We start from the raw sequence: 17,748 nt of genomic DNA on the forward strand, positions 1-17,748 counted from the left end.
GCCGCCGCGGATCCGGGCGCGGGCCGACGGGGATCAGCCGTACAGCAGCACGACCAGCGCCGCGGCGGCCGCGAGCGTGAGGATCATCACGCCGCGGCCGATCCCCGTCCTGATCTCCGCGTCGACGCCGACGCGGCGGGCGGCGGTTCGCGGGTGGGTCGCGGCCCACATCACCGCGCCGGCGACCCCCATCGTGACCCGGTCGACGACCGCCCACACCTCGGTGACGCCCCAGACCGCGCCGCGGCCGGCGTAGAACGCCGCCGGGAACAGCACCGCGTCCACGTCGCGCATGTAGTGCGAGAGCGTGCCCAGCGGTCCCTTCAGCGCGAAGAAGCCAACGAAGCCGGCCGTCAGCAGCCACGCCGACTCGGTCAGGTGGCTCGCGCTGTACGGCTTGAAGTAGACGTCCTCGCTCAAGATCAGCTCCGTGAACGGCATCAGCTCGATCAGCTGGTAGTAGAAGACGCCGAAGAAGAGGCAGGCGCCGGCCGCAAGCGCCATCCCCACGGTCTGGAACGCGGTCGCGTCCCGCGGACTGCTCGTCGCCTCGCCGTGGAAGAAGACGTAGTAGCCGAGCTTGATGAACGACATGAACGTCCCGACGCCGCCGAGGATGAGCAGCCACCAGAGCAGCCCCTCGCCGAACAGCAGCTCGACGTTGTGGACCTCGTGGGCGGAGTCGATCACCATCCCCTTCGAGATGAAGCCGTTGAAGCCGGGGACGGCCGTAATGGAGGCCGCGCCGGCGACGTACAACAGGAACGTCAGCGGCATCTCCCTCCAGAGCCCGCCCATCTCCCTGATGTCCTGCAGGCCGGTGCGGTAGACGACCGCGCCGACCGCCATGAACAGCAGGCTCTTGTAGAGCACGTTGTTGAACAGGTGGGCGAAGCCGCCCGTGACCGCGAACTCGCCGACGTACGTCGCCAGCCCGATGCCCGCGAGCATGTAGCCGACCTGGGCCTGAATGTGGTACGAGAGCAGCCGGCGGGGGTCGTACTGGAGCAGCGCGAAGAACGCGCCGTAGACGGCCATGATCCCGCCGAGGTACGCCAGCCACATCCCGCCCTCGGGGAACGCGCGGTACATCACGTACACCGCGGTCTTGGTCGTGAACACCGAGAGGAACACCGACGCCGCGACGTGCGGTCGCGGGTAGGTGTCCGGCAGCCACGTGTGCAGGAAGACGAACCCGCAGTTGATCCCGATGCCGAGCGCGGCCAGCGTCGTCGCGGCCGGGTGGATCCCGTCCGTCTCCGAGAACAGGAAGATGGCGTCGAGCGGTACGGTGCCGAGCATCGACGCGCCGTGGACGGCGACCGCGCCGAGCAGCAGCGTCCCGCCGATGCCGTGGACCAGCGCGTAACGGTAGCCGGCCCGGACCGCCTCGCCGCCGTAGTGCCAGACCAGCAGCGTCGAGGTGACGGCCATCAGCTCCCACCAGAAGATCAGGGTGAGCCAGTCGCCGGCGTAGATCGTCCCCACGGTGGAGCCGACGTACGCTAACGCGAGCCCGGTCGTCCACCGCGGCGCGTCGCTGCCGTAGGCGTACGCGACCGCCGCGGTCGCGAGGAAGCCGACGACGACGCCCATCAGCCGGGAGAAGTCGTCGACGTGGAGGAAGACGGCGTCGAAGCCGAGGAACGTCGTCGCGAGGTGGGCGCCGTCGCCGATCAGCAGCGCCTGCGCGAACACGAACGCCGTCGCCGACGCGCCCAGCAGGTGCCCGACGCCGCGCGGCAGCAGCACCACCAGCGCGGCCGCGACCGCCAGCACCGCGAACGGCGGAACCGCCTCGAACATCAGGGCATCACCCCCCGAGTCTCGACGATGAGCTCGATCAGCTCGAGGAAGCCCATCCGCGTCGGGATCACCCCGAGCAGCACCGCGAGCGTCATCGCGGTCAGGATCGGCGCGAGCATGAACCACGTCGACTCGCGGCCGAGGACCGCGTCGAGGCCCCGGATCCGGTCCCAGCCGCCGGCCGGCGGGCCGCCGTGGTGGCCGTGGTCGTCGTGGCCGTGGTCGTCGTGCGACGCGTCCGCGTCGTGGACTTCGCGCGTCTCGTCACCGGTTTTCTCACCGCTCGCTTCGTCCGCGGCCTCGACACCCACTCCGAACGGCACGTCCGTGTCGGAGGGCTTCTGATCGACCGCGTAGTTCCCGGTGTCGACGCGCTCGGCGGGCTCCGAGAAGTCCCGTTCGCTCGTGTCGAAGTCCGGGCGGACGACGCCGTCCTCGTCGACGTTCAGGTCGTCCGGGAGGTCCGCGTCGTCGGCGTCCGCGTCGGGGATGTCGGGCGCGTCGTCGGCCGCGGCCGTTTCTGTCTCTTCTCCCTCATCGCTCTCCTCCGGCTCGCGGCCGCCGTCCGTCACCGGGAGCGAGGATTTCCGCTCGCCGCCGAACGGGAAGTCGACCAGCGGCTTCGCGTCGTGGTCGTCCTCCGCCTCGAAGAAGGCGGTGTAGACGACCGGCCAGAAGTACGCGATGTTGAGCACGCCCGAGAGCAGCAGCGCGCCGACGAACCAGTAGGCGACGGGCGTCAGCGTCGCCCCCATCTGCACCCCGCCGATCAGCATGTAGTACTTGCTCACGAAGCCGGCCAGGAGCGGGATGCCGGCCATCCCCGCGGCCGCGACCGTGAACGCGGTCATCGTCAGCGGCATGCGCTTGCCGATGCCGGCCATCTCCGAGATGTAGTCCGTGTGCGTCTCGACGTGGAGACAGCCCGCACAGAAGAACAGGGTGAGCTTCATGAACGCGTGGGCGGGGATGTGGAGCAGCCCGCCGACGAGCCCGTGCCAGCCGAACAGCCCGAGCCCCAGCAGGATGTAGCTGAGCTGGCTCACCGTCGAGTAGGCGAGCCGCTGTTTGAGGTGGTCCTTCCGGAGCGCGATGAGGCTCGCGGCCGTCAGCGTGAACGCGGCCGCCGCCGAGAGCCACAGCCCCACCCCGAGGTCGAAGACCAGTTCGGGACCGAACACGTCCAGCACCAGCCGCGAGACGCCGAAGGCGCCGGACTTGACGACCGCGACCGCGTGGAGCAGCCCGGAGACGGGGGTCGGCGCCACCATCGCCTCGGGGAGCCACTGGTGGAGCGGCATCAGGCCGGCCTTCACGCCGAACCCGACCGCCAGCAGCACGAACGCGATCTTCGCCATGAGCGGGTCGGTGCTCGCGGCGGTCGCGAGCGCCTCGATCCCGCCCTCGCTGAAGGAGACGGTCGGCTCGCCGACGAGGCCGGTGAGCCAGTAGACCACGACGGTACCCGCGAGCACCAGCACGCCGCCGCCGAACATCGTGTACGCGAGGTACTTCCGCCCGGCCGAGCGCGCCTCGGGCGTCTCGTCGTGCGCGACCAGCGGGTACGTCGCGATCGACAGCAGCTCGTAGAAGACGAAGATGGTGACGAGGTTGCCGGCGAAGGCGATGCCCATCGTCGCCGATAACGACACCGCGAACGCGGCGAAGTACCGCGTCTGGTTCGTCTCGTCGTTGCCGCGCATGTAGCCGATGCTGTAGAAGGACGTAACGATCCACAGCCCCGACGCGAGGAACGCGAACAGCATCCCGAGCGCGTCGGCGCGCAGCGTGAACGTCACGTACGGCAGGAAGTCGCCGAGGTGGGAGACGTAGGTCGTCCCCGCCAGCACGCCCGGCAGCATGGAGGCGACGGCCGCGAACTTCGCGACCGCAGCGAGCACCGTCCACCCCTCGCGGAGGTTCGGACGGCGGTACGACGCGACGATGAACCCCGACGCGACGAACGACACCAGCACGGCCAGAAGCGGTCTGAGATCGACTATTTCGCTCATGCGAACACCCTCCCGAGGAACGGCTCGAACGCCTCGGCGGCCGCGAACCCGGCGAAGCCGAGCGCGACGACCCCGAGCGTCACGGCGACGAGCACCAGCAGGCTCGCCGGCGGCACCCGGTCGGGAACGCCGGGCGCGCGCGGCGCGTCGGAGAGCGGAGCGAGCGGGCGCTCGCGGCCGCCGTCCGCCGCGGTCGATGCGGTCTCCGGGCGATCGGCCCGGTCAGCCGGCCGGGGCTCCGGTTCGCCCGCGTCGCCGGCCCCCGCGAAGTAGAGCGCCTCGAGCAGGCGCGCGACGTACGCCAGCGTGAACAGCGTGCTCAGGAAGATGGCCCCGACGACGACGTAGCCCGCGGCGTCGGTGGGTCCGGCGACTGCGCCCGGCCCGCCGGCACCCTCGACCGCGCCGAGCGCGACGTACCACTTGCCGAGGAAGCCGACCGACGGCGGGATGCCGACGAGCGAGAGCCCGAGCACGGCGTACGCGCCGGCCGTGAACGGCGCGCGCTCCGCGAGGCTCGCGAGGTCGCTCACGGTCCGGGCGCCGTAGCCCAGCCCCAGCAGTCCAGCGGCGAGGAACAGCCCGAACTTCATCAGGCCGTGCCCGAGCAGGTGGACGATGGCGCCCAGAAGCGCCGTCTCGTTGGCCAGCGCGACCGCGGCGACGACGATGCCGAACTGGGCCACGGAGGAGTACGCGAGCATGCGCTTGAGGTCCGACTGCATCGCCGCCAGCGCCGACCCGGCGACGATGGAGACCGACGCGACCAGCAACAGCCCGGTCGTGATCGCCTCGTTGGCGGCGAGGAACTCCACCGTGAACACGGTGTAGGTGATCCGGATCAGCGCGTACGCCGCGGTCGTGGAGACGAGCGCCGCGACCAGCGCCGTCACCGCGTCCGGCGCGCGCTGGTAGGCGTCCGGCTGCCACGAGTGGACCGGGAACAGCGCGATCTTCAGCGCCAGCCCCGCGACGATGAAGGCGTAGCCCGCGCGGACCAGGGGGTCCGCGTAGCCCACCGAGGCGATGGCCCCCTGCAGGTCGATCATGTTGAGCGACCCCGTCGCCAGGAAGACGTAGCCGACGCCGATCAGGTACAGCGAGGCGCCGACCGTCCCCAGGAAGAGGTACTTCAGCGAGGCGTACGCGCTCGCGGCCGAGCGGTCGGCGGCGATCAGTCCGTAGGTCGTCAGCCCGACGATCTCGAGGAAGACGAACATGTTGAACAGGTCGCCGGTGAGCGAGAGCCCGAGCAGCCCGCCGGTCAAAAGCAGGTAGCCGGCGTAGAAGGGGTTGCCGCGCGGGCCGGCCACGCGCGCGAAGACGAGCGTCAGAACCGCGACGAGCGCGACGAGCACCGCGACCGCCGCCGACAGCTCGTCCGCGACCAGTTCGATGCCGTACGGGCGCTGCCAGCCGCCGAGCGCGTGGACGAGCCGGTCGCCGGCGAACACCTCGCGGGCGACCGCCAGCGCCATCCCCAGCACCGAGAGCGTCGTGACCGCCGCGATCGGCCAGCCCGCGTCCTCGCGGACCAGTCCGACCAGCAGCGGGAGCGTGGCCGCGATTATCGGCACCGCGACCAGCAGCGGGAGGAGGACGTCGCTCACGCGGTCTCACCTCCCTCGGATCCCCCGGCGGCGTCCGTGCCGCTGGTCCCCGTTGACGGGGTCGACGCCTGGTCGTCCGTATCCGCGGCCGCGTCTGCGCCGCGCAGCCGCTCCGTCTCGCCGGTGGGGAGCGTCCCCTCCTCGCGCATCACGTCGCGGAGGGCGTTCACGTTGAGCGTGCCGTACTCGTCGTAGATCCGGATACACAGCGCCAGCGCGACCGCGGTCAGGCTGACGCCGACGACGATGGCGGTCAGCACGATGACGTGCGGGAGCGGGCTGACGTACAGCCCCTCGGCCGCCTCGCCGGACGACAGGATCGGGATCGCGCCGCCGTCGACGTACGCCGAGGCGATGTAGAACAGGAAGATCGCGGTCTGGAACAGGTTCAGGCCGATGATCTTCTTCACGAGGTGTTCGTTGGCGATCATCATGTAGATCCCGGTACACAGCAGCGCGACGAACGCCGCGTACGCGGTCCGCGTCGCGAGAACGTCGATCAGTAGTGGGTGGGTACTCATTCGGATACCTCCGTCTCGTCGCCGTCGAACCCCGCCGCCAGCAGGAAGAACAGCCCGATCAGCACGCTGGCGACGATGGGCGCGATGCCGAGGATCTCGACCCCCTCCATCCCGTACTTCATCGGCTCGGGGATGGGGAGGAACGAGTAGTCGAGGAACGTGCCGCCGCCCGCGAGACCGACAAGCCCGATGCCCGCGAACACGAGCACGCCGCCGACCGCGAGGCCGACGAGGACCGAGTTCGAGAGCCACTCCCGGGTGGAGTCGATACCGAAGGCGAAGGCGATCATCAGCACGACCGCGGCCACGATGGCGCCGCCCTGGAAGCCGCCGCCGGGCGAGCCGCCGCCGTGGAACGTGATGAACAGCCCGTAAGTGAACACGAACGGGGCGACCGCCTTCACCGTGGTCATGATCACCTGGCTCTCGGTGTAGGGGGTCCCCTGCCGCTCGACTGCGGAGAGGTGCGGGCGCTCCTCGTGGCCCGAGTACTCGGTGCCGAAGCCGCGGTATCCGGTCGAACGCTCGGCTCTGTCCGGTTCGTCCGCCGCGTTCGAATCGTTTTCCGCGGCCGCGTCGTCGTCCGCGGCCGGGTCGTCTCGGCTCACGCGAACACCTCCCGTCGGAGGACCAACATCGTGACGATGCCCGCCGCGAACACGACGACCGCCTCGCCGAAGGTGTCGAACCCGCGGTAGGAGGCCAGCACCGACATCACGGCGTTCTCCACGCCGGTCTCGGCGTAGGCGTTCGCGAGGTAGTACTGGGTCACGTCCGGGTTCGACCAGACCGGCGAGTCCGTGTCGCCGACCGCTGGGAACTCCGCGAGGGTGCTCGCCATCGCGGCGCCCAGCAGGCCGACCGCCCCGACCGCGGGCCAGTGGACCGACTCGAACGCCTCCTCGTGGTCGATCCGGCTCGTCTTGGCGATGGTCAGCAGGAGCAGGACGGTCGTGACGCCCGCGGAGATGGCCGCCTCGGTCATCGCCACGTCCGGCGCGCGGTAGAACGTGTACAGCGCCGCCATCCCGAGGCTGTACGCCCCGAAGACGATGATCGACGAGAGCACGTCCCGGGCCAGCGCGGTCACGACGGCGGTGAGGATCACGAAGGCGAAAAGCGAGACCTCGACCGGCGAGACCGCGAGCGGGACCGGCGCGGCCGAAAGCAGCGCGCTCATCGGCGCTCGTCCCCCTCGGTCCACGGCACGTTTCCGTCCTCGAAGGCGGCCCGCGCGATGGCGTGCGCCGCGGTCGGGTTCGTCACGAAGATGAAGAACAGCAGGAGGACGGACTTGAAGCCCGACCCCGCCCAGCCGACCGTCAGCGCGACGGCGGCGAGCGTGAACCCCGCGCCGAGCGTGTCCGCCTGCGAGGCGGTGTGGGCCCGCGCGTACACGTCGGGCAGCCGGATCACGCCCGTCATGGAGACGAACGTGAAAAAGAGGCCGAGCAGGACGCAGACCACGATGGCCCCGACCCGCAGCGCGACGAGCGGGTCCATCAGAGCACCCCCCCGCGCTCGACGGTGAACTTCGAGATGGCGATGGCCATCAGGAAGTTCAACAGCGCGTAGACGATGGCGATGTCGAGGAACGTCGGTTCGCCCAGCCCCGCGCCGAGCAGCGCGAGGATGACGACCGTGTTGGTGCCGAGGACGTTCACCGCGAGCACGCGGTCCTGCATCGTCGGCCCCTTGACCGCCCGGTAGGTCATCCCGAGCGCGAGCACGACGAATCCGGCCGCGGCGTACAACAGGAAGTCCCCGACCGTGAGCCCGCCGGCGACGACGGTGTCGGCGACGGTCATTCGTCGGTCACCTCGCTTTTGCGCTCCGCCGCGGCCGAGTCCTCGACCCGCTTCCCGCCGTCGGTCTCGGCGAACGGGAGGTCGGCGGTCGCGTCCGGCCCCTGCAGCACGTCGCAGTCGCCGCGCTCCTCCGGCGTCGGCAGTCTGGCCGCCTCGCGACCGTAGAAGATCAGCCGCGTCCAGCGCTCCAGGCTCCCCTCGAAGAGGCCCTCTCGGGCCCACGGGATCAGGGTGTGGACGATCAGGTCCTCGTCGCTGGCGCGGACGGTGAGCGTCCCCGGCGTCAGGGTGATGGAGTTCGCCAGCGTCGTGAGCGGGAGCCCCGAACCGACCAGCACGCGCATCCGGGTCGTCGTCGGCTCGATGGGCAGCGACGGCGAGAGGATGACGCGCGCGACCACCACGTTCGATTTGAGGATCTCCCACAGCAACACCGGGACGTACACCGCACCGCGGACGAGCCGCTTCGGCGTCTCCGCGGTCGGGTCGTGGTCCAGCGTCACCTGCGAGAGCGTGATCGCGACGACGGCGGCGCTCGCGACGCCGGTCACGACGTCGAAGGGATAGGTCGGATCGCCCAACACGAGATAAAACAGCAGGGAGACGACGAAGACGGCCCCGAACCGCAGCCCGGTCAACTCGGAGACGAGCCGCTCGCGCCGGGAGGGGCGGTCGACGGGCGCCTCGCGGACCACCAGGCCGGTCGAGGAGAGCTCGAACTCCATGGGCTGGAGGAGCGCCGTGTTGCCGACCGGCGTGTACTCGGGGTCCAGAAGCACCGTCCCGAGCCCGTTCGCGTCCGCGTAGTCGTGGAGGCGCGCCGCGTACTGGCCAGGGCCGAACAGGTAGGCGTCGGTCCCCAGCGTCGCGGTCTCGACGCGCACGTCGAGCGCGTCGGCGTCCTCGAGGTCGTACTCCGCCCAGACCGCGACCTGTTCGAGCAGGTCCGTCGCGTCCTGCCGCAGCTGTTCGACGTGGGGGTCGTCGTCGCGCCAGGCGGCGAGGTAGACGAAGTGGAGCGCGTCGGCGTCCGCCTCGGCCGCCTCCGCGGCGGCGTAGCCCACGGTGGCCCGCAGCGTCGCCGTCTCCTCGACCGGGACGACGATGCCGTCACCCACCGGGGTCACCCCCGCCGTCGCTGCGTGAGACTGTTCGGGTCGACATTCGTGGTTCTCACCGAAGCCGTCGGTCGGACCACCCAAAACAGTTCTTATCCTCGTGGCGTCTGCCGGAGTTCGCGGCCCGGTCCCGGCGTCCTCCGCGTCGCCGAGGGCTACGCGTCCGGCGCCAGCACGGTCGCGAGCCGGTCGGCCACGCGTCCGCCGACCGCGTGTTTGGGGCCGACGACCTCCTCCGGATCGGTCCCCTCGGCGCCGACCAGCAGGACGCGGGACTCGTCTTCGCCCATCACGCTCGCGTCGTTGGCGACGACGAACGCCAGGCCGACGCGGTCGCGGATCCGTTCCGCCTCCGCGACCATCGCCGCGTCGTCGCCGGAGGTCTCGGCCTTGAACCCGACGATCGGGAGGTCGGGATGGGCCTCCCGCACGGTGTCTATCAGCTTCGGCGTCGGCTCCAGGTCCAGCGAGAGCGGCGACCCGGACCGGATCTTCTCGCCGACCGCGTCGGCGGTGAAATCGGAGATGGCGGCCGCCGAGACCAGCGCGTCGGCCGTGTCGGCGGCCGCGGTCGCCGCCTCGATCATCTCGTCCGCGGTCTCGACCTCGATTACGTCCGCGTATCCCACGTCGGGGCCGTCCTGCACGAGCGTCACGTCCGCGCCGCGGACGTAGCAGGCCCGGGCCACCTCGCGGCCGGTCTTACCGGACGCGCGGTTCGTGAGGACCCTGATGGGGTCGATGCGCTCGCTCGTCGCGCCGGCGGTGACGACGACCCGTTTGCCCGCCAGCACGTCGGGCGTGACCGCGCGGGCGACCTCCGTGAGCACCGTCTCCTCGGCGGCGATCTTCGCCTTCCCCTCCTCGATCCGCGGATCGGCGAACGTCACCCCCCACGCCGCGAGCCGGTCGAGCGCCTCCGCCACGCCGGGGTGGTCGTACATCGGTTCGTGCATCGCGGGCGCCATCACCACCGGTACGTCCGCGCCGAGCGCGGTCGTCGCGCAGGTGGTGACGGGCGTGTCGTCGACCGCGGCCGCGACTTTCCCGGCGGTGTTGGCGGTCGCGGGCGCGAGCAGGAGCACGTCCGCCCAGCCGTCGCGGCCGCACAGCTCGACGTGCTCGACCGCGCCGGTGATCTCGGTGACGACCGGCGCGTCGGTCGCGAATTGGACCGCCCACGGGCCGACGATGTCCGTCGCGGCCGGGGTCATCACCGCGCGCACCGCGGCGCCGTGCCGGCGCAACTCGTGTGCGAGCTCGACCACCTTCACCGCCGCGATGCTGCCCGAGACGCCCAGCGCGACGTTGACCCCCTGAAGCATTGCCCGCCGGTTCGGGCGGGGGTCGTAAATAGCCTCACGAAGCGGGGCGCTCGCGTCGCCCCTCGGCAGCGCCGGCGCTCAGTCGTTCTCGGGCAGCCGCCCCGACTCGTCGTCGACGAGGCTCGGGTGCGTCCGCTGGCGCGAGTCGTGGGGCTCCGCGAAGTACTCCCGCATCGCCGCCATCGACTCCCGCTCGCGCGCGCGCCGCTCCGTCTCGGAGATCTCCTCACACCCCGGCGGCACGTCGCGGCCGCGGTCGGTGAAGTAGCCCTCCGGCGTCACCCAGTCGTGGTAGAAGGGGACCTCGGTGTCGTGGATCAGCGTGATCGCCGTGCGCGCGCCGTCGCCCGCGGCGACGACCGCCTGGTGGTACCGCTCCGCGAGCCGACCCGCGGCGTAGAGCCCCTCGACGGTGGTCCGTCCGTCGCCGTCGTCCTCGAGGTAGGTCTTCGAGCCGGCGTCGCGGGTGTCCGCCTCCAGCGGGTCGAGGTAGCTCGCGTCCGACCACGAGGCGGCGACGACGCGCTCGGCCGCGAGCGCGTACCGCTCCGGGGTGGCGTCGCTCGCGTCGCCCGCGCCGTCCGCGTCGCCCCCGTCCGACCCGCGCTCGACCGTCGCGACGAACCGCGCGTCCGACCCCGCGTCGATCCCGGCGTCGGCCGCCCGGCGCAGTCGCACGACGCGGCCGTCGCGCAGGTCCGCGCCGTTCCTGGTCGCCCCGGAGCGCTGCATGTCGAGGAACAGCCGCGGGTTGACGCCGGCCGGGAAGCCCGGCAGGTTCTCCACGTGGGCGTTGCGGGCGAGGATCGGCTCGCCGGCGTTCACGACGACGGTGTCCAGGCTGGCGCGGGCGGTGAACGTCGCGGCCGAGAGCCCGGCGACGCCGCCGCCGACCACGAGCACCTCGTAGGTGCCCTCAAGCGTCGGGAGTTCGCTCATGCGGGGGCCTCGCGGACGCGGGGATTTAGCAGGGTCGATCCGGCGCGAGAACCGGCTCCGAAGAGACCGATCGCGTCCGTCGCCGCAAAAACGCCTCCTCAGGCGCCCAGAACCGTGTAATTACCGGACCGACTGAGGCAAAAAGCCTATAATCACCACAAGGCTACTCGGAGACAGAGATGGTAGGTACGATTCCCCTGATCGGCCCGATCCCCGGTGGACCGGAGCTGCTCATCATTCTGCTCGTGCTGGTGCTCCTGTTCGGCGCCAACAAGATCCCCAAGCTCGCCCGCTCGACGGGGCAGGCGATGGGCGAGTTCAAGAAGGGCCGCGAGGAAGTCGAGGAGGAGCTACAGGAGATGCAGGGCGACGACCTCGAGGAGGGTGCTGACTCCGACGCGGGCGCCGTGTCCGGCGCGGACGAGGCCGACGAGGAGACCGAGGAAGCGACCGAGAAGAACGAGTAACCCGCCGATTTTCGGGCCGTTTTCGGACCGCTTTCGGACCGCTTTCGGACCGACCACGCCGAGAGCCGTGGGCGCGTGGCCTAGTGGACAGGGCGAGAGGTTCCTAACCTCTAGACCGCGGGTTCGAATCCCGCCGCGCCCGTCCGCCGACCGCGAGCGCGTCGGCGCCTCGACGGCCGGGGAGCGTCACTTCACTTCGGGGAGCCGCCGACGCATCCGGTCGAGTTCCCCCTGGTTCACGCCGAACTCGGAGTCGATCGTCACCTCCGCCGCGACGCCGGAGTCCGGGTTGCGCGCGGAGACGTCGAGGATCCCGTTTTCGTCCAGCTCGAAGGTGACCTCGACCTTCTGTTGGCCCGCCGGAGCCGGCGGGATCCCCCGCAGCGAGAAGGAGTCGAGGAGCTCGTTCTCCGTGGCGACCTGGCTCTCGCCCTGATACACCTCGACGGTGACGACCTCCTGGTTGTCCTCGACGGTGTAGTACTCGTTCGTCACCGTCGCCGGGATCGAGGTGTTCTTCGGGATGAGCCGACTGAGCTGGTTCTCGCGGCCGTCCAGTTGCGCGCGCACGCCGAGCGTCTTCGGCGTGACGTCCAGCAGGACCACGTCGTCGACGCCGTCGGCCTCGTCCGCCGGGACCAGCTCGCCCGGGTCGCCGCTCGGGAGCGCCGACTGCGAGAGGATGCCGGCCTGCGTCGCGGCGCCGAGCGCGACCGCCACGTCCGTGTCGATCCGCTTCGAGGGAGTGTGGCCGAGCGCGTCCTCGACCGCCGCCGCGATGTGGGGGTTTCGCGTCGATCCCCCGACGAGCAGCACGTCGTCCACGTCGTCGACGGTCGCGTCGGTCCGGTCGAACAGCTCGTAGCAGATGTCGATCGTCGCGTCGGTGAGGTGTGCCGTGGCGTCGACGAAGGTGTCGCGGTCGATCCGCATCTCCAAGTCGTAGGCCCCGTCGGCCGTCTCGAAGAGGAACGGGAGCGACACGGTCGCGGTCCGGGCGGCGGAGAGGTCGTGTTTCGCCTCCTTGGCCGCCTGCCAGATGCGCTCCATGGCCTCCGGGTCCTCCGGAACGACGCCGGTGTCCCGCTCGACGCGGTCGAGGATCACGTCGACGAGGCAGCCGTCCCAGTCGTCCCCGCCGAGCTGGGTGTCGCCGTGCGTCGCGACGACCTCGATCACGCCGTCGGAGATGGAGACGAGCGAGACGTCGAAGGTCCCGCCCCCCAGGTCGTACACGAGAACCTCCGCGTCCCGCGAACTGTCCAGCCCGTAGGCGAGGCACGCCGCCGTGGGCTCGTTGATGATGCGCTTCACGTCCAGCCCGGCGATCGTCCCGGCCCGTTTCGTCGCCTCCCGCTGTCGGTTCCCGAAGTACGCCGGCACGGTGATGACGGCGCTGTCGATCCGGTGGCCCAGCTTCTCCTCCGCGTCCTCCTTCAGTTTCGTCAGGATGAGCGCCGAGATCTCCTCGGGGGAGAGGGAGTCGCCGCTCGGCGTCCGGTGTTCGTACTCGCGGTTCCCCATCTCGCCTTTGATCGAGTAGATCGTGTGGTCCGGGTTCCGGACCGCCTGGTTGTCCGCCTCGCGGCCGACGAGAACGTCCTCGCCGTCGAACGCGACCACCGACGGGGTTTTTCTGTCTCCGGCGGCGTTCTCGACGACCTCCGGTGACCCTCCGACCGGCGCGGCGAGCACGCTGTTCGTCGTTCCCAGGTCGATACCGACGGTGATGCCACGATCCATGTGGCGATGTGTTCGCAAGCCAAGATAAAGCTCCTTCGGCGGGCGGCCGCTACAGGCCGATCGCCGCGCGGACGTCCGACCGGCGGTCGGTCGCGAGGAGGTACCCCGTCGCGACCACCGGCGGGACGAAGAGCAACACGACCTCGCCCACGTTGCCGATGCTGGCCTCGCTCAGGAGGGGGAGCGCGATGATCGTCACGCGCGAGGCGGCGTCCCACGCGACCGGCTGGCTCGTCCCCTCCGCGTTGAACCAGTCGCGCACGAGCGTCTCCTTGAAGTACCGGAGACAGAGGAACAGCCCGATCAGGATCGCCACGACGGAGAGTCCCTCTCCCGTCGCGCCCCCGATCTCGAGGCCGAGCACGACGGTGCCCGCGACGACCACCCCGATGCCGACCGCGAGGCGACGGACGACCGTCTCCCACCCCTCCGGCGAGGTCCCCTCGCGGAGGATGCGGTCCGTGTACTTCATCCGCCGGTACTGGTAGTAGACCGGGAGCAGCGCGGCCGTGAGCAGGATCGGACTCACGACGGACGCGAGCCACCAGTAGACCAGCAACGCCGGGTACTTCAGCAGTTCCACGTCGGGGTTCAGGGGGCTCCCGGTCGCGGACGGCTGCCCCCATCCGGGGTTCCCGCGGGCGGAGGCGGTGCTCGTCTCGGCGGTCGACCCGCCCGAACTCGCCTCGGCGGACGAGCCGCGGGTCCCCGTCTCGGCGGTCGACCCGCCCGAGCTCGTTCCGCCGGCGGAATCGGCGCCGGAGCCACCCGAGTCGGCCGTTCCCGACCGGCGGCCGCCGGAGCGGTGGTCGTTCCGCGACCGGCCCTGTCGACCTCGGGTGCGCTGGTGGCGCTGCCGGTACTCGTCGGCCGTCGAGCGCTCCTGCCGCGAGCGGTCGCGGTCCGTGCCGCCGCTCCGGTCCGCTCCGGTCCGGTCGTCGCGGCCTTCGCGGTCGGTCCGGCCCCGGTCTTCGTCCCCGCCGGTCCCGGAGCGACCCGACTCCTCACGCTCGGCGTCCGCGCTCCCCCGGCTCCCGGTCGCGCTCCCGTCGCCGGTGTACTCCGCGTGGCCCACCCGGTCGTACCGCTTCCGCTCGGCGTCGTCGGTGAGCACCTCGCGGGCCTCCTTGATCAGGAGGAACCGCTCCCGCGCGTCCGGGTGGTCGCTGACGTCGGGGTGCCACTCGTGGATCAGGCTCCGGTAGGCGGACTCGATCTCCTCCTCGTCCGCGTCGTCGTCGACCCCGAGGACGTCGTAGTAGGTCTCCGTCATGCGACCTGTTCACCGTCGAGGTAGAGGTCGATGTTGACCTGCAGGAACGGGTCCGCCGCCTCCCAGAGCACGAGCGCCTTCCGCCGGTCGATGTCGTCGTAGCCCGTGACGAAGTTCACGAACTCGTCGCGGACGTCGCCGACCGCGTCCTGTCCCTTGATCGGGAGGAGGTAGACGTGGTCGCGGCCGACGAGGTACGGGTGCGCGTTCTCCCAGGTTCCGACGAACAGCGTCGAGAGATACGTCTGGAACTCGAACATGGCCTCGGAGAGCGCGTCCGCGTTCTCCGTGAGGTAGTCCATCGCGTCGTCGGAGTGTCGCTTCTTCAGCCCGCCGTGCGAGCGCTCCTCCGCCGCGTCCGCGGCCGCCTGCCGTATCTCGTCCGGGTCGAGGATCGTCGGCACGACGTACGTCTCGGCGAACGCCTGCGAGTTCGTGAGCACCTCCTCGTCGCTGACCAGGAACCCCGCGGTGGTGACGTACTCCCGGGACACCGGCTCGCCCGAGTCGTCGGTGACGTCCCAGGCGTGGAGGACGCGGCCGGCGGACTCCATGGGGGAGATGCGCTCGCCCTGCTGGGCCCGCTCGCGGAGTTCACGCCCCGTCAGGGCGAGCCCGTCCTCCGAGCAGATGTACATCATGTCGTCGTCCGCTTGTGGCTCCATCGGTTACCACCCCTCCCGGTCGTCGCACGACTCGGTCGGCGTCTTTGCCCGCGTCGCCGCCGGCGCCTCGGTCGCCTCCGTCGGCCCCGTCGGAACGAGTGAGAAACGCGCCGACATCAGTTGGGCATCTCCAGGTCCCGGATGCGTTCCTGCACGACGGTGACCCACGCCTCCTCGGGGACGCCCAGCGCCGCCCGGCGCTTCCGAAGGTAGTAGATGGCGACCGGGAACGGACCGAAGTAGATGAAGAACGGCGAGACGAGCGCCGCCATGACCCACCGCAACGTCTGCGGCGTCCAGCGGCTGGCCTGCCGAACGTACCGGATGTCGGCGTAGACGACCGCGGCGAACGCGACGCCGATCCCGGCGATCGACCAGAGGATGTAGGTCTCCACCGGCCCCCCGGACCCCGACTCGACCCCGCCCATCGCCGCGTAGAGGACGAAGTACACGAGGAGCGCGACGAGGCTGGCGATCGGAACGAAAGCGATGACCATCCAGTACGGCACGTGCGTTCCCGGAACACGCGGCTCAGTTGGCATGTCATCTTGGTGTATGATAGGCGGTATAAATGTTATTATGGGTGATATCGATGCCGCAAGAGAGAACGGACGGCCGTGGAATTGTCAGCCCGAACTTATATATAATCTATCCACACAAGTTGGCTACCATGGCAACTACTGGGGACGACCAAGACGTGGGCGGTGACGACGGGTTCATCGAGGGTGCCGAGACGGAGATCCTGGAGCAGTACGCGGACGGGAACTGGGGCGTGGTGAACGACCTCGTCGACGAGGCGGAGCCGACGAACCTGGAAGGCGTCGAGTGCACGAAGCGGATCCACCGCACGCTCGCGGTCGACGACGAGGACCGGTTCATCGAACTGGCCCCGAACGAGGCGCAGCGGACCGACGTGCAAAGCGAGTTCATGGACGTCCACGCGGCGGACCGGGACTCGTTCGTTCCGGACGAGTTCGAGTCGCTGGAACTGGACTTCCCGATCCCGGAGTCCGAGCGCGTCGACGTCTGTACCAACTGCGACGGGAACGGGCGGAACCGATGTACCAACTGCGACGGGAGCGGCGCGAACCGCTGTGGACGGTGTAACGGAAGCGGGACGAACAGCGACCAGTCCGCGACCTGCTCGAAATGTGGCGGGAGCGGGACCGTCGTCTGCGACTCCTGTAGCGGCAACGGAAGCACGACCTGCGGGACCTGTGACGGCACGGGGGAGACGTACAAGATGGACTTCGTCCGGCGCACGTACGACCCGACCGAGACGGTCGAGGTCGAGACCGACCGCACCCCGGACAAGTACGTGGAGGACGCCGAGGGGCAGAAGATCACCACCGAGAAGAACGCGCCCGCGGACGACGAGATCCGGAACGAGACGGAGATCCGGGAGGTCCCCGTCTCGATCCTCGATTACGAGTACGACGGCGACGAGTACACGGTCTACCACGTCGACGGGGAACCGCGCGCCCGCTCGTACCCGAAGAGCACGACCAGAAAGGTCCTGCCGTTCGCGGTGGTCGGTATCGGCGTGGTCGTGGCGGCGCTCTGGTACTTCAACATCATCTGACGCGGCTGGCCGCGTCCAGCCGGCGGAACGACCGCGACGCGACCCACGTCGCGAACAGGCTCAGGGCGACGGTCGCCGCCGGCAGGACGAGGCCGGGCTCGTACTGCAGCGGCGGGTGGTAGCCGAACCCGTAGTCGAGCAGGTCGTTGGCGAGCGAGAGCGCCAGCGCCAGCGCCAGCGCGCCGCGGGTCGTGCGACCGACCGCGGGCAGGAGAAGCGCCAGGCCGACGAAAAGCAGGTGCGTCCCGAGCACCCCCCAGTAGTAGACCAGCGCGTCCGGCGCGGCGAGGTAGGTCCCGACCGCGAGGTTCAGCGAGACGAGCGGCCAGAGTCCGTACTTGACGAGCCAGACGAACGCGAGCGTGTGCAGGTACGCAAGCGGGCGGCTCGCGGGGGGGTCCGTCACCGCCCGGTCGAGCGCGAGCAGGGGGAACAGCGTCACGAGCGCGAGCGTCGCCAGCGCGACCGCGGTCGCGGAGTCGGCGTAGAGCGGCCATAGCGCCGTCGGAACGCCCGGCATCGTCGAGACGTAGTACCGCACGCCGACGAGGAACATGAACGCGGTGAAGCCGACGACGGCGGCGAGGCTGCGCGCGTCGCCCAGCAGCACCTCGGCGAACGCGTCGCGGACGCGGCGGCGCACCGCGGGCTCCCGAAGCGGGGCGAGCCGGTCCCTGATCGCGGCGAGACGTGTCACGTGCGGGCATCGGACCGGCGGGCGAAAAAGGCCCCGCGTCCGCGCGGCGCGTGCCTCTCAGGACTGATAACGGTGTGCCCCGACCGCCGCCGACCGGATCGGAGCAGTACCCCACGGATCGGGAGACGGAACCGGGATCGAAGCCGGAACCCCGACCGGAAACGGTTGGGGTACTGACGGGA

General features: G+C 70.4%; 18 protein-coding genes and 1 tRNA gene. 3 read left to right on the top strand and 16 right to left on the bottom strand.

The genetic code is table 11. From position 1 onward, the window contains the following. Positions 1 to 33 precede the first annotated feature (33 nt). The 11 genes from ACZ432_RS13840 to ACZ432_RS13890 all read right to left on the bottom strand — a co-directional run bounded on the left by ACZ432_RS13840 (position 34) and on the right by ACZ432_RS13890 (position 11,139). Positions 34 to 1,806 (bottom strand): Na(+)/H(+) antiporter subunit D, encoded by a 1,773-nt coding sequence (locus ACZ432_RS13840; RefSeq protein ID WP_426961855.1) that lies wholly within the window; start codon positions 1,804 to 1,806, stop codon positions 34 to 36. Then, positions 1,806 to 3,818: a cation:proton antiporter gene (locus ACZ432_RS13845; protein WP_426961854.1), complete on the bottom strand. Its 2,013-nt coding sequence runs from the start codon at positions 3,816 to 3,818 to the stop codon at positions 1,806 to 1,808. Before ACZ432_RS13845 ends, ACZ432_RS13840 begins: the two co-directional genes overlap by 1 nt. After that, on the bottom strand, positions 3,815 to 5,428 hold the full coding sequence (locus ACZ432_RS13850; protein WP_426961853.1) for a proton-conducting transporter transmembrane domain-containing protein: 1,614 nt from the start codon (positions 5,426 to 5,428) through the stop codon (positions 3,815 to 3,817). Before ACZ432_RS13850 ends, ACZ432_RS13845 begins: the two co-directional genes overlap by 4 nt. Beyond that, entirely contained in the window at positions 5,425 to 5,949 is a 525-nt protein-coding gene (locus ACZ432_RS13855; protein WP_426961852.1) for a cation:proton antiporter subunit C, read from the bottom strand. The genes ACZ432_RS13850 and ACZ432_RS13855 overlap by 4 nt, the downstream gene beginning before the upstream one ends. Next, the gene (locus ACZ432_RS13860; RefSeq protein WP_426961851.1) at positions 5,946 to 6,557 is read right to left on the bottom strand and encodes an MnhB domain-containing protein; all 612 of its coding nucleotides are present in this window, start codon (positions 6,555 to 6,557) and stop codon (positions 5,946 to 5,948) included. The genes ACZ432_RS13855 and ACZ432_RS13860 overlap by 4 nt, the downstream gene beginning before the upstream one ends. Next, the gene (locus tag ACZ432_RS13865; RefSeq protein WP_426961850.1) at positions 6,554 to 7,129 is read right to left on the bottom strand and encodes a DUF4040 domain-containing protein; all 576 of its coding nucleotides are present in this window, start codon (positions 7,127 to 7,129) and stop codon (positions 6,554 to 6,556) included. Before ACZ432_RS13865 ends, ACZ432_RS13860 begins: the two co-directional genes overlap by 4 nt. Then, positions 7,126 to 7,452 carry a monovalent cation/H(+) antiporter subunit G gene (gene mnhG / locus ACZ432_RS13870; protein ID WP_426961849.1) on the bottom strand — a complete coding sequence of 109 codons (327 nt, stop codon included), beginning with the start codon at positions 7,450 to 7,452 and terminating at the stop codon, positions 7,126 to 7,128. The genes ACZ432_RS13865 and mnhG overlap by 4 nt, the downstream gene beginning before the upstream one ends. Beyond that, complete coding sequence (locus ACZ432_RS13875; RefSeq protein WP_426961848.1) at positions 7,452 to 7,757, bottom strand: cation:proton antiporter; 306 nt, start codon at positions 7,755 to 7,757, stop codon at positions 7,452 to 7,454. The genes mnhG and ACZ432_RS13875 overlap by 1 nt, the downstream gene beginning before the upstream one ends. Beyond that, positions 7,754 to 8,875, bottom strand: coding sequence for a monovalent cation/H+ antiporter subunit E (locus ACZ432_RS13880; protein WP_426961847.1), 1,122 nt, complete (start codon positions 8,873 to 8,875; stop codon positions 7,754 to 7,756). Before ACZ432_RS13880 ends, ACZ432_RS13875 begins: the two co-directional genes overlap by 4 nt. Positions 8,876 to 9,030: 155 nt before the next feature. Beyond that, positions 9,031 to 10,200 (bottom strand): bifunctional phosphopantothenoylcysteine decarboxylase/phosphopantothenate--cysteine ligase CoaBC, encoded by a 1,170-nt coding sequence (gene coaBC, locus ACZ432_RS13885; RefSeq protein WP_426961846.1) that lies wholly within the window; start codon positions 10,198 to 10,200, stop codon positions 9,031 to 9,033. A 78-nt stretch (positions 10,201 to 10,278) separates the two neighbouring features. After that, positions 10,279 to 11,139, bottom strand: coding sequence for an FAD-binding protein (locus ACZ432_RS13890; RefSeq protein WP_426961845.1), 861 nt, complete (start codon positions 11,137 to 11,139; stop codon positions 10,279 to 10,281). 179 nt (positions 11,140 to 11,318) lie between these two features. Between ACZ432_RS13890 and ACZ432_RS13895 the strand changes: the two genes are divergently transcribed. Next, positions 11,319 to 11,606, top strand: a complete 288-nt coding sequence (locus ACZ432_RS13895) for a Sec-independent protein translocase subunit TatA/TatB (RefSeq protein WP_426961844.1) — start codon at positions 11,319 to 11,321, stop codon at positions 11,604 to 11,606. 69 nt (positions 11,607 to 11,675) lie between these two features. Then, a tRNA-Arg gene (locus ACZ432_RS13900) sits at positions 11,676 to 11,748 on the top strand. Positions 11,749 to 11,792: 44 nt separating this feature from the next. Here the strand turns inward: ACZ432_RS13900 and ACZ432_RS13905 are convergent. The 4 genes from ACZ432_RS13905 to ACZ432_RS13920 form a co-directional block, all read right to left on the bottom strand. Beyond that, positions 11,793 to 13,349: an Hsp70 family protein gene (locus ACZ432_RS13905; protein ID WP_426961843.1), complete on the bottom strand. Its 1,557-nt coding sequence runs from the start codon at positions 13,347 to 13,349 to the stop codon at positions 11,793 to 11,795. 49 nt (positions 13,350 to 13,398) lie between these two features. Continuing rightward, on the bottom strand, positions 13,399 to 14,622 hold the full coding sequence (locus tag ACZ432_RS13910; RefSeq protein WP_426961842.1) for a DnaJ domain-containing protein: 1,224 nt from the start codon (positions 14,620 to 14,622) through the stop codon (positions 13,399 to 13,401). Continuing rightward, positions 14,619 to 15,287, bottom strand: coding sequence for a hypothetical protein (locus tag ACZ432_RS13915; protein ID WP_426961841.1), 669 nt, complete (start codon positions 15,285 to 15,287; stop codon positions 14,619 to 14,621). The genes ACZ432_RS13910 and ACZ432_RS13915 overlap by 4 nt, the downstream gene beginning before the upstream one ends. Before the next feature lie 116 nt (positions 15,288 to 15,403). Next, a complete protein-coding gene (locus tag ACZ432_RS13920) occupies positions 15,404 to 15,829 on the bottom strand; it encodes a hypothetical protein (protein ID WP_426961840.1) in 426 nt (141 codons plus the stop codon). A gap of 128 nt (positions 15,830 to 15,957) precedes the next feature. On the opposite strand from ACZ432_RS13920, the gene ACZ432_RS13925 reads away from it, so the two are divergent. Next, positions 15,958 to 16,869, top strand: a complete 912-nt coding sequence (locus tag ACZ432_RS13925; RefSeq protein WP_426961839.1) for a hypothetical protein — start codon at positions 15,958 to 15,960, stop codon at positions 16,867 to 16,869. On the opposite strand, the gene ACZ432_RS13930 is transcribed toward ACZ432_RS13925, so the two are convergent. Continuing rightward, complete coding sequence (locus ACZ432_RS13930; RefSeq protein WP_426961838.1) at positions 16,862 to 17,566, bottom strand: DUF1405 domain-containing protein; 705 nt, start codon at positions 17,564 to 17,566, stop codon at positions 16,862 to 16,864. The two genes, ACZ432_RS13925 and ACZ432_RS13930, sit on opposite strands and share 8 nt — an antisense overlap. Positions 17,567 to 17,748: the final 182 nt, after the last annotated feature.

It is taken from the genome of Haloparvum alkalitolerans (assembly GCF_055381565.1).